Source organism: Achromobacter sp. RTa (genome assembly GCF_000757485.1).
Classification (GTDB): Bacteria; Pseudomonadota; Gammaproteobacteria; order Burkholderiales; family Burkholderiaceae_B; genus Achromobacter.
In genome coordinates this window covers 25,180-43,040 of sequence record NZ_JPYO01000027.1, presented here as the reverse complement: position 1 = coordinate 43,040, position 17,861 = coordinate 25,180, and the positions used below count along the sequence as shown (strand labels likewise).

Sequence of the window (17,861 nt, the reverse complement as noted above, 5' to 3'; positions counted from 1 at the left end):
GTTTTGCTTGTTCTGTACGGGAAGCGGGGCGGGGCTCAGTTGGCCGCGCGCGCGGAGGCCATGAGATTGTTGTCGAGGCGGCGGGCGCCGTTGTAGCGCTTGGCCCAGTAGGCCATGGTCATGTTTTCGACGCGGACCACGCCGCCGGCGCTGGGCGAGTGCACGAAGCGGTCATCGCCCAGGTAGATGCCCACGTGCGAATAGCGGCGGCCCAGCGTGTTGAAGAAGACCAGGTCGCCGGCCTTCAGCTCGTTCTTGTCGACGGCGACGCCCTGACGAGCCATCTCGGCCGCGACGCGGGGCAGCTTCAGGCCCAGCGAACGTTCGGCGGTGTAGGTGACCAGCCCGCTGCAATCGAAGCCGGTATCGGGGGAATTGCCGCCAAAGCGGTAGCGGATGCCCAGTTGGTTCAGGGCTTCGCTTACCATGGCGTTGTCGCTGCTCACGCCCGAGTGGGCCTTTTGGCGCTCGCGCTTGAACTTGTGCACCACCAGCATGCCGATGGGGTCATCGGCGGTGGCGACCCACTCCGTTTCGTAGGGGTCGATCTCCGACGTATGGGCGGTTGACTTTGGGTTCGTGCCGGCACAACCTGCCAGACCCGCCACGCACGCAACCAGCGCCAGCAAACGCAGACCGCGTGTTGCCTGGGCAGAGGATGAAATCTGTAGCGCGCGGGTGGAGTGTCGATGCATTCGCCTGGGGATGATCTGCGGACAACGGCCAAAAGCACGGAATTCGCCGTGAATCGGGCTGAAATGTCAGCAAAATCAACATTTTTGTACAACTTCGCGGGGATTCTACCAAACTTTCAAGACCGGTTCGTTACGTTACCGGCTTAAATGTCCATGCAGCGTGGACGCTTGGCGGAACTTTTTGACTTGCGGCAAGCCTCGTGCAAGGTTGGCCAACCAAAATGACCGAAAGATTCGAAAAGAAAGCAATCAGCCATAAGGCTTACGAACGATAACAGGAGACATAAATGCAAAAAACCCGGGATTTCCATTACCGCTCGGTGCATGATCGCGATGCTTTCTGGCGGGAAGAGGCGGGCCGCATTCATTGGGAAACGCCGTTCGAGTCTGTGCTGGACTTTTCCCGTCCGCCGTTCGCCAAATGGTTCACGGGCGGGCGGACCAATCTTTGCTACAACGCCGTCGATCGCTGGCTGCCGACGCAGGCCGACGCGCCGGCCCTGATCTGGGTGTCCACCGAAGTGGACCGCGAGCACGTCTACACACGGCAGGACGTCTTCGAAGAGGTCAATGCGGCCGCCGCCATGCTCAAGGAGCTGGGCGTGGGGCGCGGCGACCGGGTGCTGCTTTACATGCCGATGGTGCCGGAGGCGGTGTTCACGATGCTTGCCTGTGCCCGGATCGGCGCCGTGCATTCCGTGGTGTTCGGCGGGTTCGCCTCGGTCAACCTTGCGCAGCGCATCGACGACGCGGCGCCCAAGGTCGTGGTGTGCACCGACGGCGGCTCGCGCGCGGGCAAGGTCGTGCCATACAAGCCGCTGCTGGACCGGGCGCTGGCCCTGGCCAAGACGCCGCCGGCCTCGGTCGTGGTGTTCGACCGGGGACTGGCCCCCTTCGAACCCGTGGCGGGGCGCGACCTGGATTACGCCACCCTGCGGGAGCGCCACCGTGGCGCGCGGGTGCCGGTAGAGTGGCTGGAGTCGTCCGAACCCAGCTATATCCTCTATACCTCGGGCACCACGGGCCGGCCCAAGGGCGTGCAGCGCGACACGGGCGGTTACGCCGTGGCGCTGGCGTCGTCCATGGAATACATCTTCAACGGGAAGGCGGGCGACACGTACTTCTGCACCAGCGACATCGGCTGGGTGGTGGGCCATTCCTACATCGTCTACGGTCCGCTGATCGGCGGGCAGGCGACGGTGCTGTACGAAGGCACGCCGGTGCGCCCGGACGGCGCGATCCTGTGGAAGCTCGTCGAGCAGTTCGGCGTCAACACCCTGTTTTCGGCGCCGACCGCGGTGCGGGTGCTCAAGCGGCAGGACCCGGCGCTTCTCAGGCAGCACGACCTGTCCTCGCTGCGCGCGGTGTACCTGGCGGGCGAGCCCCTGGACGAGCCCACGGCGCAATGGATTTCCAGCGGGCTGGGCAAGCCTATCATCGACAACTACTGGCAGACGGAATCCGGCTGGCCCATACTCTCGGCCCAACCGGGCGTGGAGCAAGTGCCCACCCGCTACGGCAGCCCGTCCTTCCCCGTGTACGGCTTCGACGCGCGCATCGTCAGCGAATCCACGGGCGAGGACCTGGGCCCGGACCAGAAGGGCGTGGTGGCCATCGTGCCGCCGCTGCCGCCCGGCTCGATGTCGACCATCTGGGGCGACGACGAACGCTTCGTGCAGACCTACTTCACGTCCATTCCCGGACGCCAGGTGTATTCCACGTTCGACTGGGGGCTGGTGGACGCCGATGGCTACTGGTTCATCCTGGGGCGCACGGACGACGTGATCAATGTGGCGGGCCACAGGCTGGGCACGCGCGAGATCGAGGAATCGGTCAACAGCCACGGCCTGGTCGCCGAATGCGCGGTCGTGGGCGTGGCGGACGCGCTCAAGGGGCAGGTGGCCATGGCGTTCGCCGTGCTCAAGAATCCCGCGGGGGCGGAGACCGAAGAAGGGGCAAAGCAGCTGGAAGGCGATATCATGCGGCTGGTGGAGGATCAGCTGGGAGCGGTGGCCAGGCCCGCCCGGATCCGGTTCGTGGGCGCGCTGCCCAAGACCCGTTCCGGCAAGGTGCTGCGCCGCGCGATCGTCGCGGTATGCGAAGGACGCGACCCCGGGGATCTGACCACCATAGAAGACCCAACCGCCCTGGAACAGATCAAGGAGTCGCTGCAATGAATACCAAACCCGTGCTGAGCGCCGAAGACGTCAAGAAAGTGTTGGCCGCGGCCGAGGCACACGCCCTGCAGAACAAATGGGCCGTCACCATCGCCGTGGTCGACGACGGCGGCCACCTGCTGGGCATGCTGCGCCTGGACGACGCGGCTCCGATCTCGGCGCATATCGCTCCCGCGAAGGCCAAGACCGCCGCGCTGGGCCGCCGCGAATCGCGCGTCTACGAAGAAATGATCAACAACGGCCGCTATTCGTTCCTGTCTGCCCCGTTGATCGACGGCCTGCTGGAAGGCGGCGTGCCGGTCGTGGCGAACGGCCACGTGGTTGGCGCGGTCGGCGTCTCGGGCGTGAAATCGACCGAAGACGTGCAGATCGCCCAGGCAGGTATCGCCGCGCTGGGCCTATGAGCTCGCAGGGCCGCCCCGAGGGCGAATACCGGCGTGCGCAGCACGAAGGCAGTCCGGTAGGCCAGGGCGTGCCGCCGGAAGCGCCGGCCGGCGCTTCCGGACTCAACGCCGGACCGGGGGGCGACAGCCCCCTGAATCCGGGCGTGGCCAAGCGCGAAGTCTGGGCCTGGGCCATGTACGACTTCGCCAATTCCGGCTACACCACCGTGATCCTTACGGCGGTGTTCAGCACCTATTTCGTCGGCGTGGTGGGCGGACGCGCTCCGTGGGCCACGCTCGCCTGGACCGCGGCGCTGTCGCTGTCCTATCTGCTCATCATGCTCACCATGCCCACGCTGGGCGCCCGCGCCGACGCGAGCGCGGGCAAGCGCCGGCTGCTCTACGCCAGCACGGTGGGATGCGTCGCGGCCACCCTGGTGCTGACGCAGGCGGGGCCCGGAGACGTCTGGCTCGCGCTGGCCGCCATCGTCATATCGAACTACTGCTATTGCGTGGGCGAGTCCGTGGTGGCCGCCTTCCTGCCCGAGCTTGCCAAGCCCTCCGCGCTGGGGCGGGTGTCGGGCTGGGGCTGGAGCTTCGGCTATTGCGGCGGCATGCTCACCCTGGGATTGTCGCTGGTGGTGGTGACGCTGGCCGAGGCGCGAGGCGCGACCGCCGAGCATTTCGTCCCCTGGGTCATTGTCGTCACGTGCGCCGTATTCGCGCTGGCGGCGCTGCCATCCTTCTTCCTGCTGCGCGAGCGCGCGAAACCGCAAGCCGGACAGCCCGAGGCGCTGCACATGCTCAAGCGTCTGGCCTACGCCTGGCGTGAAACGGGGCTGCATTTTCCGGAGTTCCGCCGGCTGCTCATGTGCATCGCCTGCTACCAGGCCGGGATTTCCGTGGTGATCACGCTGGCGGCCGTGTATGCCTCGGAGGTCATGGGCTTCACCACTCCCCAGATCATGTTGCTGGTGTTCACCGTGAACATCGGCGCGGCGGCCGGCGCGTTCTCGTTCGGCTACGTGCAGGACCGCATCGGCCACAAGCCCGCGCTGGCAATGACGCTGGTCGGCTGGATCGTTATGGTGCTGGTGGCTTATTCGGCCGTGACGGCGCCGGTGTTCTGGGTGGCCGCAACGCTGGCTGGGCTGTGCATGGGCACCACCCAGAGCGCAGGGCGGGCCATGACAGGCGCCCTCGCGCCCGCGGGCCGCCTGGCCGAGTTTTTCTCGCTATGGACCTTCGCGGTGCAACTGGCCGCCGTGATCGGCCCGCTGACCTATGGCCTGGTGACCTGGGCCACTCACGGCAACCACCGGCTGGCGATCCTGGTGACCGGCCTGTTCTTCGTCGGCGGCCTCATCCTGCTGTCGCGGGTCGACATGAAGCGCGGCCTGGCCCGGCGGGCCGCCTGAGTCTCGCGAAAGCGCCGCGGCGGCTGCTATCCTTATGGTCTGCCCAGCGGCGCCGCTTTTCCGATGCGGCGCCGGTGCGTTGTTTGCTTGTGCATGCCGCTATATGTATGCCTTCCGGCCCACTGGGCCCGAGGCCGGCATTGCCGGAGCTCCGAGCTCCTGCGCCCTTGCGGGCTCTGGCCCGCATTTTGCGTAAGGTGCCCGTAAGAGCGTGGCGATACGGTTGCAAGTGGGTAATGAAAAAGCGGCATAAACAACAGAATCACCGATTGGAGACAAAAATCATGTCGAACGCTATTGAGTCCGTCCTGGTGGAAACCCGTGTTTTTCCGCCGCCCGAACGCGCGGCGCAGGGTGCCGCCATTCCCAGCATGGAAGCCTATAACGCGCTGTGCGCGCAGGTCGAGAACGATTTCGACGGATTCTGGGCCGGCCAGGCCCGCGACAACCTGCAGTGGACCAAGCCGTTCACGCAGGTCCTCGATGAGTCCGACGCTCCGTTCTACCGCTGGTTCGGCGACGGCGAACTCAACGTTTCGGCCAATTGCCTGGACGTGCACCTGACCAACGGCAACGCCGACAAGACCGCCATCATCTTCGAGTCCGACGATGGCAAGGTCGACAAGGTGACCTACCGCGAACTGCTGGCGCGCGTGTGCCGCTTCGCCAACGGCATCGCCGCGCTGGGCTACAAGAAGGGCGACCGCGCCATCATCTACATGCCCATGTCGATCGAAGCCGTGGTGGCCATGCAGGCCTGCGCGCGCCTGGGCGTGACGCATTCGGTGGTGTTCGGCGGCTTCTCGGCCAAGAGCCTGCAGGAACGCATCATGGACGTGGGCGCTTCGCTGGTCATCACCGCCGACGAGCAAGTGCGCGGCGGCAAGACCATTCCCCTCAAACCTGCAGTGGAAGAGGCCTTCACGATGGGCGGCTGCGATGCCGTTTCCAAGGTCATCGTGTACCGCCGCACCGGCGGCAAGGTGCAATGGAACGAAGGCCGCGACCTCTGGATGCATGACGTCGAGGCCGGGCAGGCCGATACCTGCGAGCCGGTGCCGGTCAACGCCGAGCATCCGCTCTTCATCCTCTACACCTCTGGCTCCACCGGCAAGCCCAAGGGCGTGCAGCATTCGTCGGCGGGGTACCTGCTGTGGGCGCTGCTGACGGTGAAATGGACCTTCGACGCCCGCAAGGACGACGTCTACTGGTGCACGGCCGACGTGGGCTGGGTCACCGGGCATACCTACATTACCTACGGCCCGCTGGCCGCCGGCCTGACGCAGGTGGTCTTCGAAGGCGTGCCGACCTACCCGAACGCCGGCCGTTTCTGGGACATGATCGCCCGCCACAAGGTCACCACGTTCTATACCGCGCCCACCGCGATCCGTTCGCTGATCAAGGCGGCCGAGGCCTCGCCCGAAGCGCATCCGATGAAGTACGACCTGGACAGCCTGCGCATCATCGGCACGGTGGGCGAGCCCATCAACCCCGAAGCCTGGATGTGGTACCACAAGAACGTGGGCCGCGAGCGCTGCCCCATCGTGGACACCTGGTGGCAGACCGAGACCGGCGGCCACATGATCACGCCGCTGCCGGGCGCCACGCCGACCAAGCCGGGTTCCTGCACCCTGCCGCTGCCGGGCATCGCGGCCGCCATCGTCGACGAGACCGGCGCCGACGTCGAGCAGGGCAACGGCGGCTTCCTGGTCATCAAGCGGCCGTGGCCCGCGATGATCCGCAACATCTGGGGCGACCCGGAGCGTTTCAAGAAGAGCTATTTCCCCTCCGAGCTGCGCGGCTACTACCTGGCGGGCGACGGCGCGCAGCGCGATGCCGACGGATATTTCTGGATCATGGGCCGCATCGACGACGTGCTGAACGTATCGGGCCACCGCCTGGGCACGATGGAAGTCGAGTCGGCGCTGGTTGCGCACGAGATGGTGGCCGAAGCCGCGGTGGTGGGCCGTCCGGACGACACCACGGGCGAGGCCGTCGTGGCCTTCGTGGTCCTCAAGCGGACGCGTCCGGAAGGCGACGAGGCGCAGGCCATCGCCAAGACGCTGCGCGACTGGGTGGCCAAGGAAATCGGCCCCATCGCCAAGCCCAAGGACATCCGCTTCGGAGACAACCTGCCCAAGACGCGTTCGGGCAAGATCATGCGCCGCCTGCTGCGCGTGGTCGCCAAGGGCGAGGAAGTCACGCAGGACGTCTCCACGCTGGAGAATCCCGCCATCCTCGAACAGCTGTCCAAGCCCCTGTGAGCGTGGCCGGCCGGCGCCGTCCGGCCGCTCCCCGCGCGACAGGCGCATAATGTCAGGCGCCCGCGCCGGCAACCCGCCGGCCCCGGGCGCCTTTTCTTTTTCTTTTCCGCAGTTCCACGGAGCCAGACAAGTGAGCAGCAGTTTCGATCGGGCGGGGCTAGCCCTCATGTTCAGCACCATCCTGGTCTGGGCGGGCAGCTGGATCGCGATGAAACTGATCGTGCCTTATATCGGCCCGTTCGATTTCGTGGCGCTGCGCTACGTGGCCGGCAGCCTGGTGCTGTTCGCGCTGGCGTTCGCGACCCGCCGTCCGCTGGCCATGCCGCCGTGGAAACTGACTTTGCTGATCGGCCTGACGCAGACGGCCGGGTTCCAGGGATTCGTGCAGACGGCGCTGGTGACGGGCGGGGTGGGCAAGGTTTCGCTCATGGCCTACACCATGCCCTTCTGGGTGATCCTGTTCGCGTGGTGGCTGCTGCGCGAACGGCCTACCGCAAGGCACGGATTCGGCATCGGCCTGGCCGCCGTCGGCCTGATCTGTTTCGTGGAGCCATGGAACGGCCTGGGCGACATCCGCCCCGTATTGCTTGGGCTGGGCAGCGGCTTGAGCTGGGGCGTGGGCACGGTGCTGTCCAAGCGCATGTTCGAGCGGCACTCGCCGGACGTCATGACTTTCACCGCATGGCAGATGCTGTTCGGCGGCCTGGCGGTCGTGCCCGCGGCCTTGCTGGTGCCGCAGATACCCGCGCAGTGGGGCTGGCAACTCTGGACCGGCATGACCTACATCGTGCTGATCGCGACGGCGGCCGGCTGGCTGCTGTGGCTGCAGGTCGTGCGCCGTGTGCCCGCGTCCATCGCGGGCCTGTCGAGCCTGGGCGTGCCTGTCGTGGCCATGCTGTTTGCCTGGGCGCTGCTGGCCGAACGGCCCACTCCGGTCGAACTGGGCGGCATGACCTTGATCCTCGCCGGCATCTGGGTCGTGAGCCGCGCCGCGCCAGCGCCGCGCGCCGAATGAGCGGCGTTCCGAATTCCGTTTTCCATCCAAGGATTTTCCATGATCGATCTGCGTAGCGACACCGTTACCCGGCCCTCCGCGGCCATGCTGCAGGCGATGGTAGCCGCGCCTCTGGGCGATGACGTGATGGGCGACGACCCCACCGTGATCCGCCTGCAGGAGGCGGTTGCCGAGCGCGCCGGCAAGGCGGCCGGCCTGTTCTTTCCCTCCGGCACGCAAAGCAATCTGGGGGCGCTGATGGCGCATTGCGGCCGGGGCGACGAATACCTGGTGGGGCAACTGGCGCACACCTACAAATACGAAGGCGGCGGGGCGGCCGTGCTGGGCAGCATCCAGCCCCAGCCGATCGAGCACGCCGAAGACGGATCGCTGCCGCTGGAAAAGCTGGACGCGGCGCTCAAGCCCGAGGGAGATCCGCACTTCGCCCGCACCCGGCTGCTTGCCCTGGAAAACACCTTCCACGGCAAGCTGATTCCGGCCTCCTATGTGCAAGCGGCCACGGACTGGGCGCGCCAGCACGGCCTGGCGACGCACCTGGACGGCGCGCGCGTGTTCAACGCGGCAGTGGCCAGCGGCAAGCCGGTGGCGGATCTGTGCAGTCCCTTCGATTCAGTGTCGATCTGCTTCTCGAAGGGGCTGGGCGCGCCGGTGGGCTCCGTCCTGGTGGGCAGCGCCGAGCTCATCGCCCGCGCCCGCCGTTGGCGCAAGATGCTCGGCGGAGGCTTGCGGCAGGCCGGAGTGCTGGCCGCCGCCTGCCTCTATGCGCTGGAGCACAACGTCGAGCGCCTGGCCGAGGATCACGAGAACGCGCGCTTGCTGGCCGAGGGGTTGGGCGGCATTCCGGGCGTCAAGGTGCTGAGCCAGGATACCAACATGGTGTTCGTCCAGGTCGAGCCGGCGCTGTGCGATGGACTGACCGCCGCGCTGGACGCGCAGAACATAAAGATGCGCGCGGTGTACGGCGGGCCGACGCGCCTGGTGACCCACCTGGATATCAGCGCGGACGACGTGCGCCGCGCGGTGCGCGCCGTGGCCGACTACTGCTCCACCGCTCCGCGTTGAGCGCAGCGGCAGCGCGCGGCGCCGGGTTCAACGCCGCGTCGCGCGCCTGAAGGCGTCAGGGCATGGATCGCAACGCGTCATACAGCGTCGAGAAGAGCCGGTCCATCTGATGGCGTTCGATCGTGAGTGGCGGCGACAGCAGCATGGTGTCGCCGGCTGAACGGATCAGGCAGTCGCGTTCCAGGCAGGCCTGGTGCACGGCATAGCCGCGCTGGCCGGGCTTGCCTTCCTCGGGGGCCAACTCGACCGCGGCCAGCAGGCCGATATTGCGCACGTCGACCACATGCGGGGCGCCTTTGAGCGAGTGCGCGGCGTCTTCCCATTCCTTCCATAGCTCGCCGGCCCGCTCGAACAGGTTCTCGCGCCGCGCGATCTCGAGCGTGGCCAGGCCCGCTGCGCACGCGACCGGATGGCCCGAGTACGTATAGCCATGCGATAGCTCGATGGCGCTCTCCGGCCCCTGCATGAAGGCTTCGTACACGTGCTCCCGCACCAGCGTGGCGCCCATCGGGATTGCGCCATTGGTCAGCCCCTTGGCGCTGGTGATGATGTCCGGCATTACGTCGAAGTACGAAGCCGAGTACGCGCCGCCGATGCGTCCGAATCCGCAGATGACTTCGTCGAAGATCAGCAGGATGCCGTGCTTGTCGCAGATTTCTCGCAGAAGCTGCAGGTAGCCGCGAGGCGGCACGAGCACACCCGTAGAACCCGCAACGGGCTCGACGATGACCGCGGCGATGGTCGAGGCGTCGTGCAAGGCCACGATGCGTTCCAGCGCGTCGGCCAGGTGCGCGCCCCACTCGGGCTGGCCGCGGGTGTAGGCCATCTTTTCGCGGTCATAGGTATGGGGCAGGTGATCGACGAAGGGCAACAGATTGCCGAAAGGCTTGCGATGGCCCGCGATGCCCGAGACCGACAGGCCGCCGAAACCGACGCCGTGGTACGAGCGCTCGCGGCCGATCAGGCGCACGCGCTGCCCGTCGCCGCGCGCCCGATGGTAGCCCAGCGCGATCTTGAGCGCGGTGTCCACGGCCTCTGAACCCGAGTTCGAGAAGAACACCTGGCTAAAGCCGGCAGGCGCTGCCTGGATCAACTCGTCGGCGAAGCGCAGGGCGAGCGGATGGCTCATCTGGAACGAGGAGGCGTAATCGAGGTCCGCCGCCGCGCGCGAAATGGCCCGCACGATCTCCGGCCGGCCATGGCCGGCGTTCACGCACCACAAGCCCGCGATGCCGTCGAGCACCTCGCTGCCGTCGGGGCGGAAGTAGTACATATCCTGCGCGCCGCTGAACACCACGGGGTTGCGCTTGAAGCGGCGATTGGACGTAAAGGGCAGCCAATAAGCCTCGGAGTTCGGCATCTGGGGCGACATAAGACGATCCTGTTGGGACTGTGAACGACGTCTTATTGTGTACTAACATAGTAAAAAATACAATCTAGTCCGAACTGAAACAATCCAGACCTGGGTACGGGTCGGCGGGAAAGGCTCAGGGAATCAGGAGCGTTGCAGCGCGGATTTCAGATGCTGCCGCATCAGCTGGGCGGCCCATTCCTGGTCGCCGTCTTCGATCGCGGCCAGTATCTGCAGATGTTCGCGGCTGGAGCTCGAGTATTGCGCCAGATGGTAGAACGCGCGGTGCTCCTCGAGCCGGCGCAGTTGGTTCTGCTGCTGCACGGCCTGCAGGATGTAGCGGTTGCCCGAAAAGCGCGCCAGCATTTCGTGGAAGGAGGCGTTCAGATTGAAGAATTCCGCGGCCGAGATGTCGCTGCCATCGCTGCGCGCGGCAAGCGCCTCGTGCGCGGCGCGCATGCGCGCCAGGGCCTCTTGGTCCAGGCGGAACGTGGGCTCCAGCAGCCCCGCGCATTCGACCGTCATGCGGAAACGGTAGCTTTCGTTGAGCGCATCGCGGTTTTCCAGCGACGGCGCGAACTGCCATCCGTGGCCTTTGCGCTTTTCGATCAGGCCGTCCGCCGACAGCTGCAGCAGCGCTTTGGCCAGCACGCTGCGCGGCGCGGGGTAGCGCTGGAACAGGTCGCTTTCAGTAAACGTGTCAGGCAATGCGCGCGAGGCGCGATCGCTGATCAGGCGCCGGTACAGTTCGTCCTGGGTGGGGCCGGCTCCTTCGATCGCCGGAAGCGCGGAGGCGCCGTGCGCCGCCACCGTATAGCCGCTGTTGGGGCGATGCATGATCAGCCCCTGCGCGGCCAACAGCTTGAGCGCGCCGCGCACCGGGGTGCGCGAGACTTCGTAGTTCGCCGCGAGCGCTTCCTCGGAGAGATGGTCGCCCGGCGCGTAACGTCCGGCCACGATATCTTCCGCGATATGGCGAGCCAGGTCGACTTGCAGCGGAGTGGGGCGGGCAGGGACGGCGGTGGACATGGGCGGGGCAGCGGCGCGCGTGGCGAGGGAGTGGGAATGGTACCGGAGAGCGATGCGGGCCGGGGGGACGTGCGAGCGAGAGCGTCGGAGGTGCTTATATTGATTATTTTTGTATGTTAGTACAAATAAGGATCGCCCGCGCCGCCGCTACCGAGACGGCCTGCCTCAACCGTGCCGCTTGCGGCTGTCCGTGGGGGCTTCTTGACGTTCATGCATGCCATAGTCACGCAGCACCTGGGCGACTCGCAGGCGGTAGCCCGCGAATACGCCGCCGCGCCCGGCCTCCTGCGCGCGGCGGTGCGACTCCAGCGAACGCCAGCCGCGGACTGCCTCTTCATCCCGCCAGAATGACAGCGACAGCAGCTTGCCCGGATTGCTCAGGCTCTGGAAGCGCTCGACCGAAATGAAGCCGTCCATGGCCTTCAATTCCTCGATGAGGCCGGCGGCTATTGCAAGATAGGGTTCAGGGTTGCCGTTGGCGGGTTCGACTTCGAATATCACGGCGATCATTGGGATGGCTCCTTGGGGAAATCAAATTGTGGAACGCGCGCGCTGGGCAGCGGCCGGTAGCGCAAGCGAGCCGCGAGCGATACGGTGTCGGCGCCCGTGCGCAGCAAATGCGCAAGCGCCGCGGCCGCGTGGCGGCGGGCGAGTTCGGCGCCGGGACAGGCGTGTCCCAGCGCCCCGAAAGGCCATTGCGACTCGGGCTCGCTCATGGCCGCGGCGGCCAGGACCAGCAGCACGGTCTGGCCGGCTTCGATGCGCTGGCCGCAAATCTCCATGCCGGCGGCAAGAAAACGCCGGGTATTGTGCACTGGCGGGTCCTTGCGCAGCGCCTCGTCCACCAGTGCCTCGGCCTGTCTGTCCGAGACCGCGCCGCGTATGCCGCGGCGCCCTGCCAGGACGAGCGCGTTGCCCAGCAGGCCTGCGCCCGCCTCGCAGGATTGGAACAGCAGGCCTGCGAGATTCGCGGCCAGCAGGGCCGGCGCCAGATTGGCGCGCATGCCGGCCTCGCTCAGCCTGCGCAAGGCCGGCGAGGCTTGCGGAGCCAGTAGATGCGATTCCAGACGGCCCTGCAGGCGTTCGGCGGCGGCGTGTGCGGCTGTAGTCTTGGGACCGGCGGAAACTTCAGGCAAGCTCGACAGGAAGGCGCCGATATCCGCCGCGCAGTCGGCATAGACGCTGGGCGGCAAGCCGAGGAAGGCGGCTTGGGCGTGCACCGGCGCCGCGGCGAGGTAGCGGTCGATGGCGTTCGCCGTGAGCGCTCCGGTTTCGGGCCAGGCCATCGTCTCTGGACCAGGTTTGTGCTCGCGTATGAAGTCCGTGAGCAAGCCTTTGAGTTGCGTGTGCGGCAGGCTGTCGTTCATGCGCACGAAGCGGCCGAACAGTGTCCCTGCCGGGCCCGGGCACAGGGCGGGGGGAACCGGCGCGTCGGGCGGGCGTACGCGCGCGGCCGGATGCCGCATGACGGCGCGGATGGCGTCGGGATGGCAGACGACCCAGAGCCCGAGCGCGGGCTCCCGATACAGCGGCGCGCCGCGGGCCAGCGCGGCGTAGTAGGGATAGGGGTCGGGATGCGTGACCGCGTCCAGGGGATGGGCGGGATACATGGCGGCGGGGCGTCAGTGGAGGTGGCGCCAGTATCAGGCAGGTTCGCGGCCGACGATTCGGCGCGTGGCGAACTATGACTGCGGCGGGCCATCCTGGACGTCGCGCTCGGCGAGCAGCGCGGCGTAGCCCTGGCGAGAATCCGGCCATTGCAGCGTGAATCCGCTGGCGCGCAGCCGGGCATTGCTGAGCTTCTTGCTGCCGACGTTCGCGGGCGCTGGCGCCACGCGCGGCGAGGGCGCGCCGGCCAGCCGGGCCAGTTCGGCATACAGCGCGTGCAGGGGCAGGGGCGTATCGTCGCAGCCGATGTACACCGGCGCCACCTCGGGCAGCAACGCCAGATGGACCACGGCGGCGGCCGCGTCGTCGATGTGCATGCGGTTGGCCCAATGCTCGGGCTGGGTCGGCGCGCCGGCCGCGCCGTTGCGCAACCGCTCGATCAGCTGCAACCGGCCGGGGCCGTACAGGCCCGCCAGCCGCAATGCGGTGGACGGCAGGCGACGGGCCGCCAGCGCGGCCTCGGCCTCCAGCAGCAGTCGGCCATTGGCGCCCAGGGGAGAGGGCGGCGTGTCTTCGGTGACCCAGTGACCATCGTGCTCGCCGTAGACGGCGCTGGACGAGACGAACACGACGCGTTCGAGCCGCGACGTGTCCAGCGCGTCGAGCACGTTGGCCAGGCCGTCGATGAAGACGGCGCGGTAGGCGGCGGGGGCGCGCGCGCCGGGCGCGGGCAGGTGGATCAGGCGCGTCACGCCCTGGGGCAGCGCGGGCAGCCCGTCGGGGCGGGAGATGTCGCCGCGCAGCCAGCGGATGCCCTGCGGGCCGTCGGCCGGCGGATTGCGGCGCAGGGCCAGGACTTCGTCGCCGCGCGCCAGGAAGCGCCGAGCCACCCGCTGGCCCAGGTCGCCGCAGCCGATGAGGAGTACGCGTTCGGTCATGGAATAGTCCTGCTCGTCGAAAAAAAGGCGCCCCGCGGGGCGCCTTCGGTGACCGGGCGCGCTGGGCGTCCGGCTGCTTTACATGCCGCTGTAGACGGGGCCTTCGCCGCCTTGCGGGGCCACCCAGACGATATTCTGGGTCGGATCCTTGATGTCGCAGGTCTTGCAGTGCACGCAGTTCTGCGCGTTGATCTGCAGGCGGTCCTCGCCGTGGTCGTCCTTGACGAATTCGTACACGCCCGCGGGGCAATAGCGCGACTCCGGCCCGCCGTACTTGGCCAGGTTGACCTGCACGGGAATGCTGGGGTCCTTCAGCGTCAGGTGGACGGGTTCGTTCTCGTCGTGGTTGGTGTTCGAGATGAAAACCGAGCTGAGCTTGTCGAAGGTGAGCTTGCCGTCCGGTTTGGGATAGTCGATGCGCGCGCATTGCGACGCCGGTTGCAGGCAGGCGTGATCGGGCTTGCTGTGGCGCAGGGTCCAGGGCATCTTGCCCTTGAACAGCAGTTGCTCGACGCCGGTCATCACGGTCGCGATGGTGCGGCCCTTCTTGAACCACTGCTTGAAGTTGCGCGCCTTGTTCAACTCGGCATGCAGCCAGGACGCCTCGAATGCCTGCGGGTAGGCGGAGAGCTCGTCCTGGCGGCGGTCGGCGACCAGGGCGTCGAAGGTGGCTTCGGCCGCCAGCTTGCCCGACTTGATGGCCGCGTGGCTGCCCTTGATGCGGGAAGCATTCAGGAAACCGGCCTCACAGCCGACCAGCGCGCCGCCGGGGAAGGTCAGCTTGGGCAGCGAGAGCAGGCCGCCGGCCGTGATGGCGCGCGCGCCGTAGGCGATGCGCTTGCCGCCTTCGAAGGTGCCGCGGATGGCGGGGTGCGTCTTGTAGCGCTGGAATTCGTCGAACGGCGACAGCCATGGGTTGGCGTAGTCCAGCCCGACGATCATGCCCACCGCTACCAGGTTGTTGTCCAGGTGATAGAGGAAGGAGCCGCCGTAGGTATCGGAATCCAGCGGCCAGCCGGCCGTGTGGATGACCAGGCCGGGCTTGGACTGGGCCGGGTCCACTTCCCACATTTCCTTGATGCCGATGCCGTAGGACTGCGGGTCGCGGCCGTCATCGAGCTTGTAGCGTTCGATCAGCTGGCGGCCCAGCTGGCCGCGTGCGCCTTCGGCGAACACCGTGTAGCGGGCATGCAGCTCCATGCCGGGCTGGTAGTGGTCGGTGTGGCTGCCGTCGCGGGCCACGCCCATGTCGCCGGTGGCCACGCCGCGGACGGCGCCGTTCTCGTCGTACAGGACTTCCACGGCGGCAAAGCCGGGGAAGATGTCCACGCCCAGCGCTTCGGCCTGCTCGCCCATCCATTTCACGACGTCGCCCAGGCGGACGATGTAGTTGCCCTCGTTGTGGAAACAGGGCGGCAGCAGCCAGTTGGGCGTGCCGCGCGCGCCGGTCTCGGACAGGAACAGGAACTTGTCTTGCGTGACGGGCACGTTCAGCGGCGCGCCTTTTTCCTTCCAGTCGGGGATGAGTTCGGTCAGCGCCAGCGGGTCCATGACGGCGCCGGACAGGATGTGCGCACCCAGTTCCGCGCCCTTTTCAAGCACGCAGACGCCGATTTCCTGATTCTTCTCAGCGGCCAGCTGCTTAAGACGGATTGCGGTGGCCAGGCCGGCGGGTCCACCGCCAACCACGACCACGTCATATTCCATCGACTCGCGTTCAGACATTGCAAAGCTCCCCGTATGTGTTCCATATATGGCTGGAAGTATTATCGACGATTGTATTGCAGGCGGAGCCTTGCCCGCCTTCGTATTTCATTCAGCCATCAGGAGCTATTGGTGAACCCGGACAACCTGTCTGCACGGATTCTTGCGGTAGGCGATACCCACGAAACGGAATTGCCTTTGCGTTGGGGCGATTCGGACGCTTTGAACCATCTCAACAACACGCTGTATTTCCGCCTCATGGAAGAGGCCCGGATGCAGATCCTCTACCAGGCCGGCTTCGAGCTGCCGGCGGATGCGGGCCCCATCCTGGCCCACGCATCCTGCGATTTCCTGCGTCCCCTGACCTATCCCGCAAACGTGCGCGTCACGCACAAGGTCACCCGCATCGGCCGTTCCAGCGCGGAATTCGAGCTGCTGCTGGAGAAGGCCGGCGACGCCGGAGGCCCCTATGCCCGCGGGCGCAACGTGCTAGTCTGGATGGACTACGTGGCCAATGCGTCCGCCCCATGGCCGCCGGAAGTGCTGGCGCAGCTTGGCGCGCTGTTCAGCCCCGCGGCCTGAGCCACCCGGGCCGCAAGGCGCGATGCCGGCAAAATAGGGCGTGCGTTGGCCGGGCATGCCGGTAAAATCTAGCGCAAGATTACAAAAGCAATAGAAAAAACAGGGCCTATCCCGATTTTTTCGATCCCCGCGCGGGACGGTTGCGCGCTAGCGGCGGGACAGGCTCTCTTCAGTTCGACCTTAACTAGGAGTTGGAGCGATGGACAAGGTTTATGCAAGCGCCAAGGAGGCGCTGGCAGGCATCGTCAAGGACGGTCAGATGATCGCCGTGGGCGGTTTCGGCCTTTGCGGTATTCCCGAAGCCCTGATCGCCGCGTTGCGCGATTCGGGCGTGAAGGACCTTACCTGCATCAGCAACAATGCGGGCGTGGACGGCTTCGGCCTGGGCCAGCTGCTCAACACGCGCCAGGTCCGCAAGATGATCGCGTCCTACGTGGGCGAGAACAAGGAATTCGAGCGCCAGTACCTGTCGGGCGAGCTCGAGCTCGAATTCACGCCGCAGGGCACGCTGGCCGAAAAGCTGCGCGCAGGCGGCGCGGGCATCCCGGCGTTTTTCACGCGCACCGGCGTGGGCACGATCGTGGCCGACGGCAAGGAAATCCGTGAATTCGACGGCCAGCAATACGTGATGGAGCGTTCGCTGGTGCCCGACGTGTCGCTGGTCAAGGCGCACATCGCCGACCGCAGCGGCAACCTGGTGTTCCGCAAGACGGCCCGCAACTTCAACCCGAACGTCGCCATGGCGGGCAAGCTGACGGTGGTCGAAGTCGAGGAAATCGTTGAGACCGGCAGCCTGGATCCCGACCAGATCCACCTGCCCGGCATCTATGTGCAACGGATCGTGCTGAACGCCACGCCCGAAAAGCGCATCGAACAACGCACCACTCGCCCGGCCTAAGGAGAACAGACATGGCATGGTCCCGCGATGAAATGGCGGCTCGCGCCGCGCGCGAACTGCAAGACGGTTTTTACGTGAACCTGGGCATCGGCTTGCCGACCCTGGTGGCCAACCACGTGCCCAAGGGCGTGGAAGTGTGGCTGCAATCCGAAAACGGCCTGCTGGGCATCGGCCCGTTCCCCACCGACGACGAGGTCGACGCAGACCTGATCAACGCCGGCAAGCAGACGGTGACGACCCTGCCCGGGTCCTCCATCTTCTCCTCGGCCGATTCGTTCGCGATGATCCGCGGCGGCAAGATCAACCTGGCCATTCTTGGCGCGATGCAGGTCTCCGAAAAAGGCGACCTGGCCAACTGGATGATCCCGGGCAAGATGGTCAAGGGCATGGGCGGCGCCATGGACCTGGTGGCTGGCGTGGGCCGCGTCGTGGTCCTGATGGAGCACGTGGCCAAGAAGAAGGACGGCACCGAAGATATCAAGCTGCTGCCCGAGTGCTCGCTGCCGCTCACCGGTGTGGGCGTGGTCAACCTGATCATCACCGACCTGGGCGTGATGGAAGTCACCGAAAACGGCCTGAAGCTGCTGGAAACGGCGCCTGGCGTGACGGTGGACGAAATCCAGTCCAAGACGCTGGCCAAGCTGGACGTCTCCGGCTTGTGATGCTGCGCTGTTGATGAGTTGCGCGCGACCGGCGGCGGGGCCTTTGCCCAAAGCCCTTCGCGCTGCACCCATCCT

At 66.6% G+C, this 17,861-nt stretch carries 16 protein-coding genes; 9 read left to right on the top strand and 7 right to left on the bottom strand.

All coding sequences use genetic code 11. The annotated features are described in order from the left end of the window. Nucleotides 1-35: 35 nt before the first annotated feature. On the bottom strand, nucleotides 36-695 hold the full coding sequence (locus JL37_RS08280) for a C40 family peptidase (RefSeq protein ID WP_043543265.1): 660 nt from the start codon (nucleotides 693-695) through the stop codon (nucleotides 36-38). 287 nt (nucleotides 696-982) lie between these two features. Between JL37_RS08280 and JL37_RS08275 the strand changes: the two genes are divergently transcribed. The 6 genes from JL37_RS08275 (at nucleotide 983) to ltaE (ending at nucleotide 9,014) form a co-directional block, all read left to right on the top strand. Beyond that, entirely contained in the window at nucleotides 983-2,872 is a 1,890-nt protein-coding gene (locus tag JL37_RS08275) for a propionate--CoA ligase (RefSeq protein ID WP_043543263.1), read from the top strand. After that, complete coding sequence (locus JL37_RS08270; protein WP_043543261.1) at nucleotides 2,869-3,276, top strand: heme-binding protein; 408 nt, start codon at nucleotides 2,869-2,871, stop codon at nucleotides 3,274-3,276. The genes JL37_RS08275 and JL37_RS08270 overlap by 4 nt, the downstream gene beginning before the upstream one ends. A 173-nt stretch (nucleotides 3,277-3,449) precedes the next feature. Further along, nucleotides 3,450-4,673 (top strand): MFS transporter, encoded by a 1,224-nt coding sequence (locus tag JL37_RS08265; protein WP_043543824.1) that lies wholly within the window; start codon nucleotides 3,450-3,452, stop codon nucleotides 4,671-4,673. A gap of 284 nt (nucleotides 4,674-4,957) precedes the next feature. After that, entirely contained in the window at nucleotides 4,958-6,937 is a 1,980-nt protein-coding gene (acs, locus tag JL37_RS08260) for an acetate--CoA ligase (RefSeq protein ID WP_043543259.1), read from the top strand. Between the two features lie 166 nt (nucleotides 6,938-7,103). Beyond that, the gene (locus JL37_RS08255; protein WP_043543257.1) at nucleotides 7,104-7,952 is read left to right on the top strand and encodes a DMT family transporter; all 849 of its coding nucleotides are present in this window, start codon (nucleotides 7,104-7,106) and stop codon (nucleotides 7,950-7,952) included. 39 nt (nucleotides 7,953-7,991) lie between these two features. Next, a complete protein-coding gene (gene ltaE, locus JL37_RS08250) occupies nucleotides 7,992-9,014 on the top strand; it encodes a low-specificity L-threonine aldolase (RefSeq protein ID WP_043543255.1) in 1,023 nt (340 codons plus the stop codon). 55 nt (nucleotides 9,015-9,069) lie between these two features. Here ltaE and JL37_RS08245 read toward each other — a convergent pair whose 3' ends face one another. From JL37_RS08245 to JL37_RS08220, 6 genes are all read right to left on the bottom strand, one after another. Then, a complete protein-coding gene (locus JL37_RS08245) occupies nucleotides 9,070-10,386 on the bottom strand; it encodes an aspartate aminotransferase family protein (protein WP_197064584.1) in 1,317 nt (438 codons plus the stop codon). Between the two features lie 123 nt (nucleotides 10,387-10,509). After that, nucleotides 10,510-11,394: a GntR family transcriptional regulator gene (locus JL37_RS08240; protein ID WP_043543254.1), complete on the bottom strand. Its 885-nt coding sequence runs from the start codon at nucleotides 11,392-11,394 to the stop codon at nucleotides 10,510-10,512. Between the two features lie 165 nt (nucleotides 11,395-11,559). Next, complete coding sequence (locus JL37_RS08235; protein ID WP_043543252.1) at nucleotides 11,560-11,904, bottom strand: antibiotic biosynthesis monooxygenase; 345 nt, start codon at nucleotides 11,902-11,904, stop codon at nucleotides 11,560-11,562. Beyond that, nucleotides 11,901-13,004 carry a cytochrome P450 gene (locus tag JL37_RS08230; protein WP_043543250.1) on the bottom strand — a complete coding sequence of 368 codons (1,104 nt, stop codon included), beginning with the start codon at nucleotides 13,002-13,004 and terminating at the stop codon, nucleotides 11,901-11,903. Before JL37_RS08230 ends, JL37_RS08235 begins: the two co-directional genes overlap by 4 nt. Before the next feature lie 72 nt (nucleotides 13,005-13,076). Further along, entirely contained in the window at nucleotides 13,077-13,940 is an 864-nt protein-coding gene (locus JL37_RS08225) for an NAD-dependent epimerase/dehydratase family protein (RefSeq protein WP_043543249.1), read from the bottom strand. 78 nt (nucleotides 13,941-14,018) lie between these two features. Continuing rightward, nucleotides 14,019-15,665: an electron transfer flavoprotein-ubiquinone oxidoreductase gene (locus JL37_RS08220; protein ID WP_043543248.1), complete on the bottom strand. Its 1,647-nt coding sequence runs from the start codon at nucleotides 15,663-15,665 to the stop codon at nucleotides 14,019-14,021. A 111-nt stretch (nucleotides 15,666-15,776) separates the two neighbouring features. Here JL37_RS08220 and JL37_RS08215 point away from each other — a divergent pair, with 111 nt between their 5' ends. The 3 genes from JL37_RS08215 (at nucleotide 15,777) to JL37_RS08205 (ending at nucleotide 17,786) form a co-directional block, all read left to right on the top strand. Beyond that, entirely contained in the window at nucleotides 15,777-16,226 is a 450-nt protein-coding gene (locus JL37_RS08215) for a thioesterase family protein (RefSeq protein WP_043543245.1), read from the top strand. Nucleotides 16,227-16,425: 199 nt separating this feature from the next. Further along, entirely contained in the window at nucleotides 16,426-17,124 is a 699-nt protein-coding gene (locus tag JL37_RS08210; protein ID WP_043543243.1) for a CoA transferase subunit A, read from the top strand. Between the two features lie 11 nt (nucleotides 17,125-17,135). Continuing rightward, a complete protein-coding gene (locus tag JL37_RS08205; protein ID WP_043543242.1) occupies nucleotides 17,136-17,786 on the top strand; it encodes a CoA transferase subunit B in 651 nt (216 codons plus the stop codon). Nucleotides 17,787-17,861 lie beyond the last annotated feature (75 nt).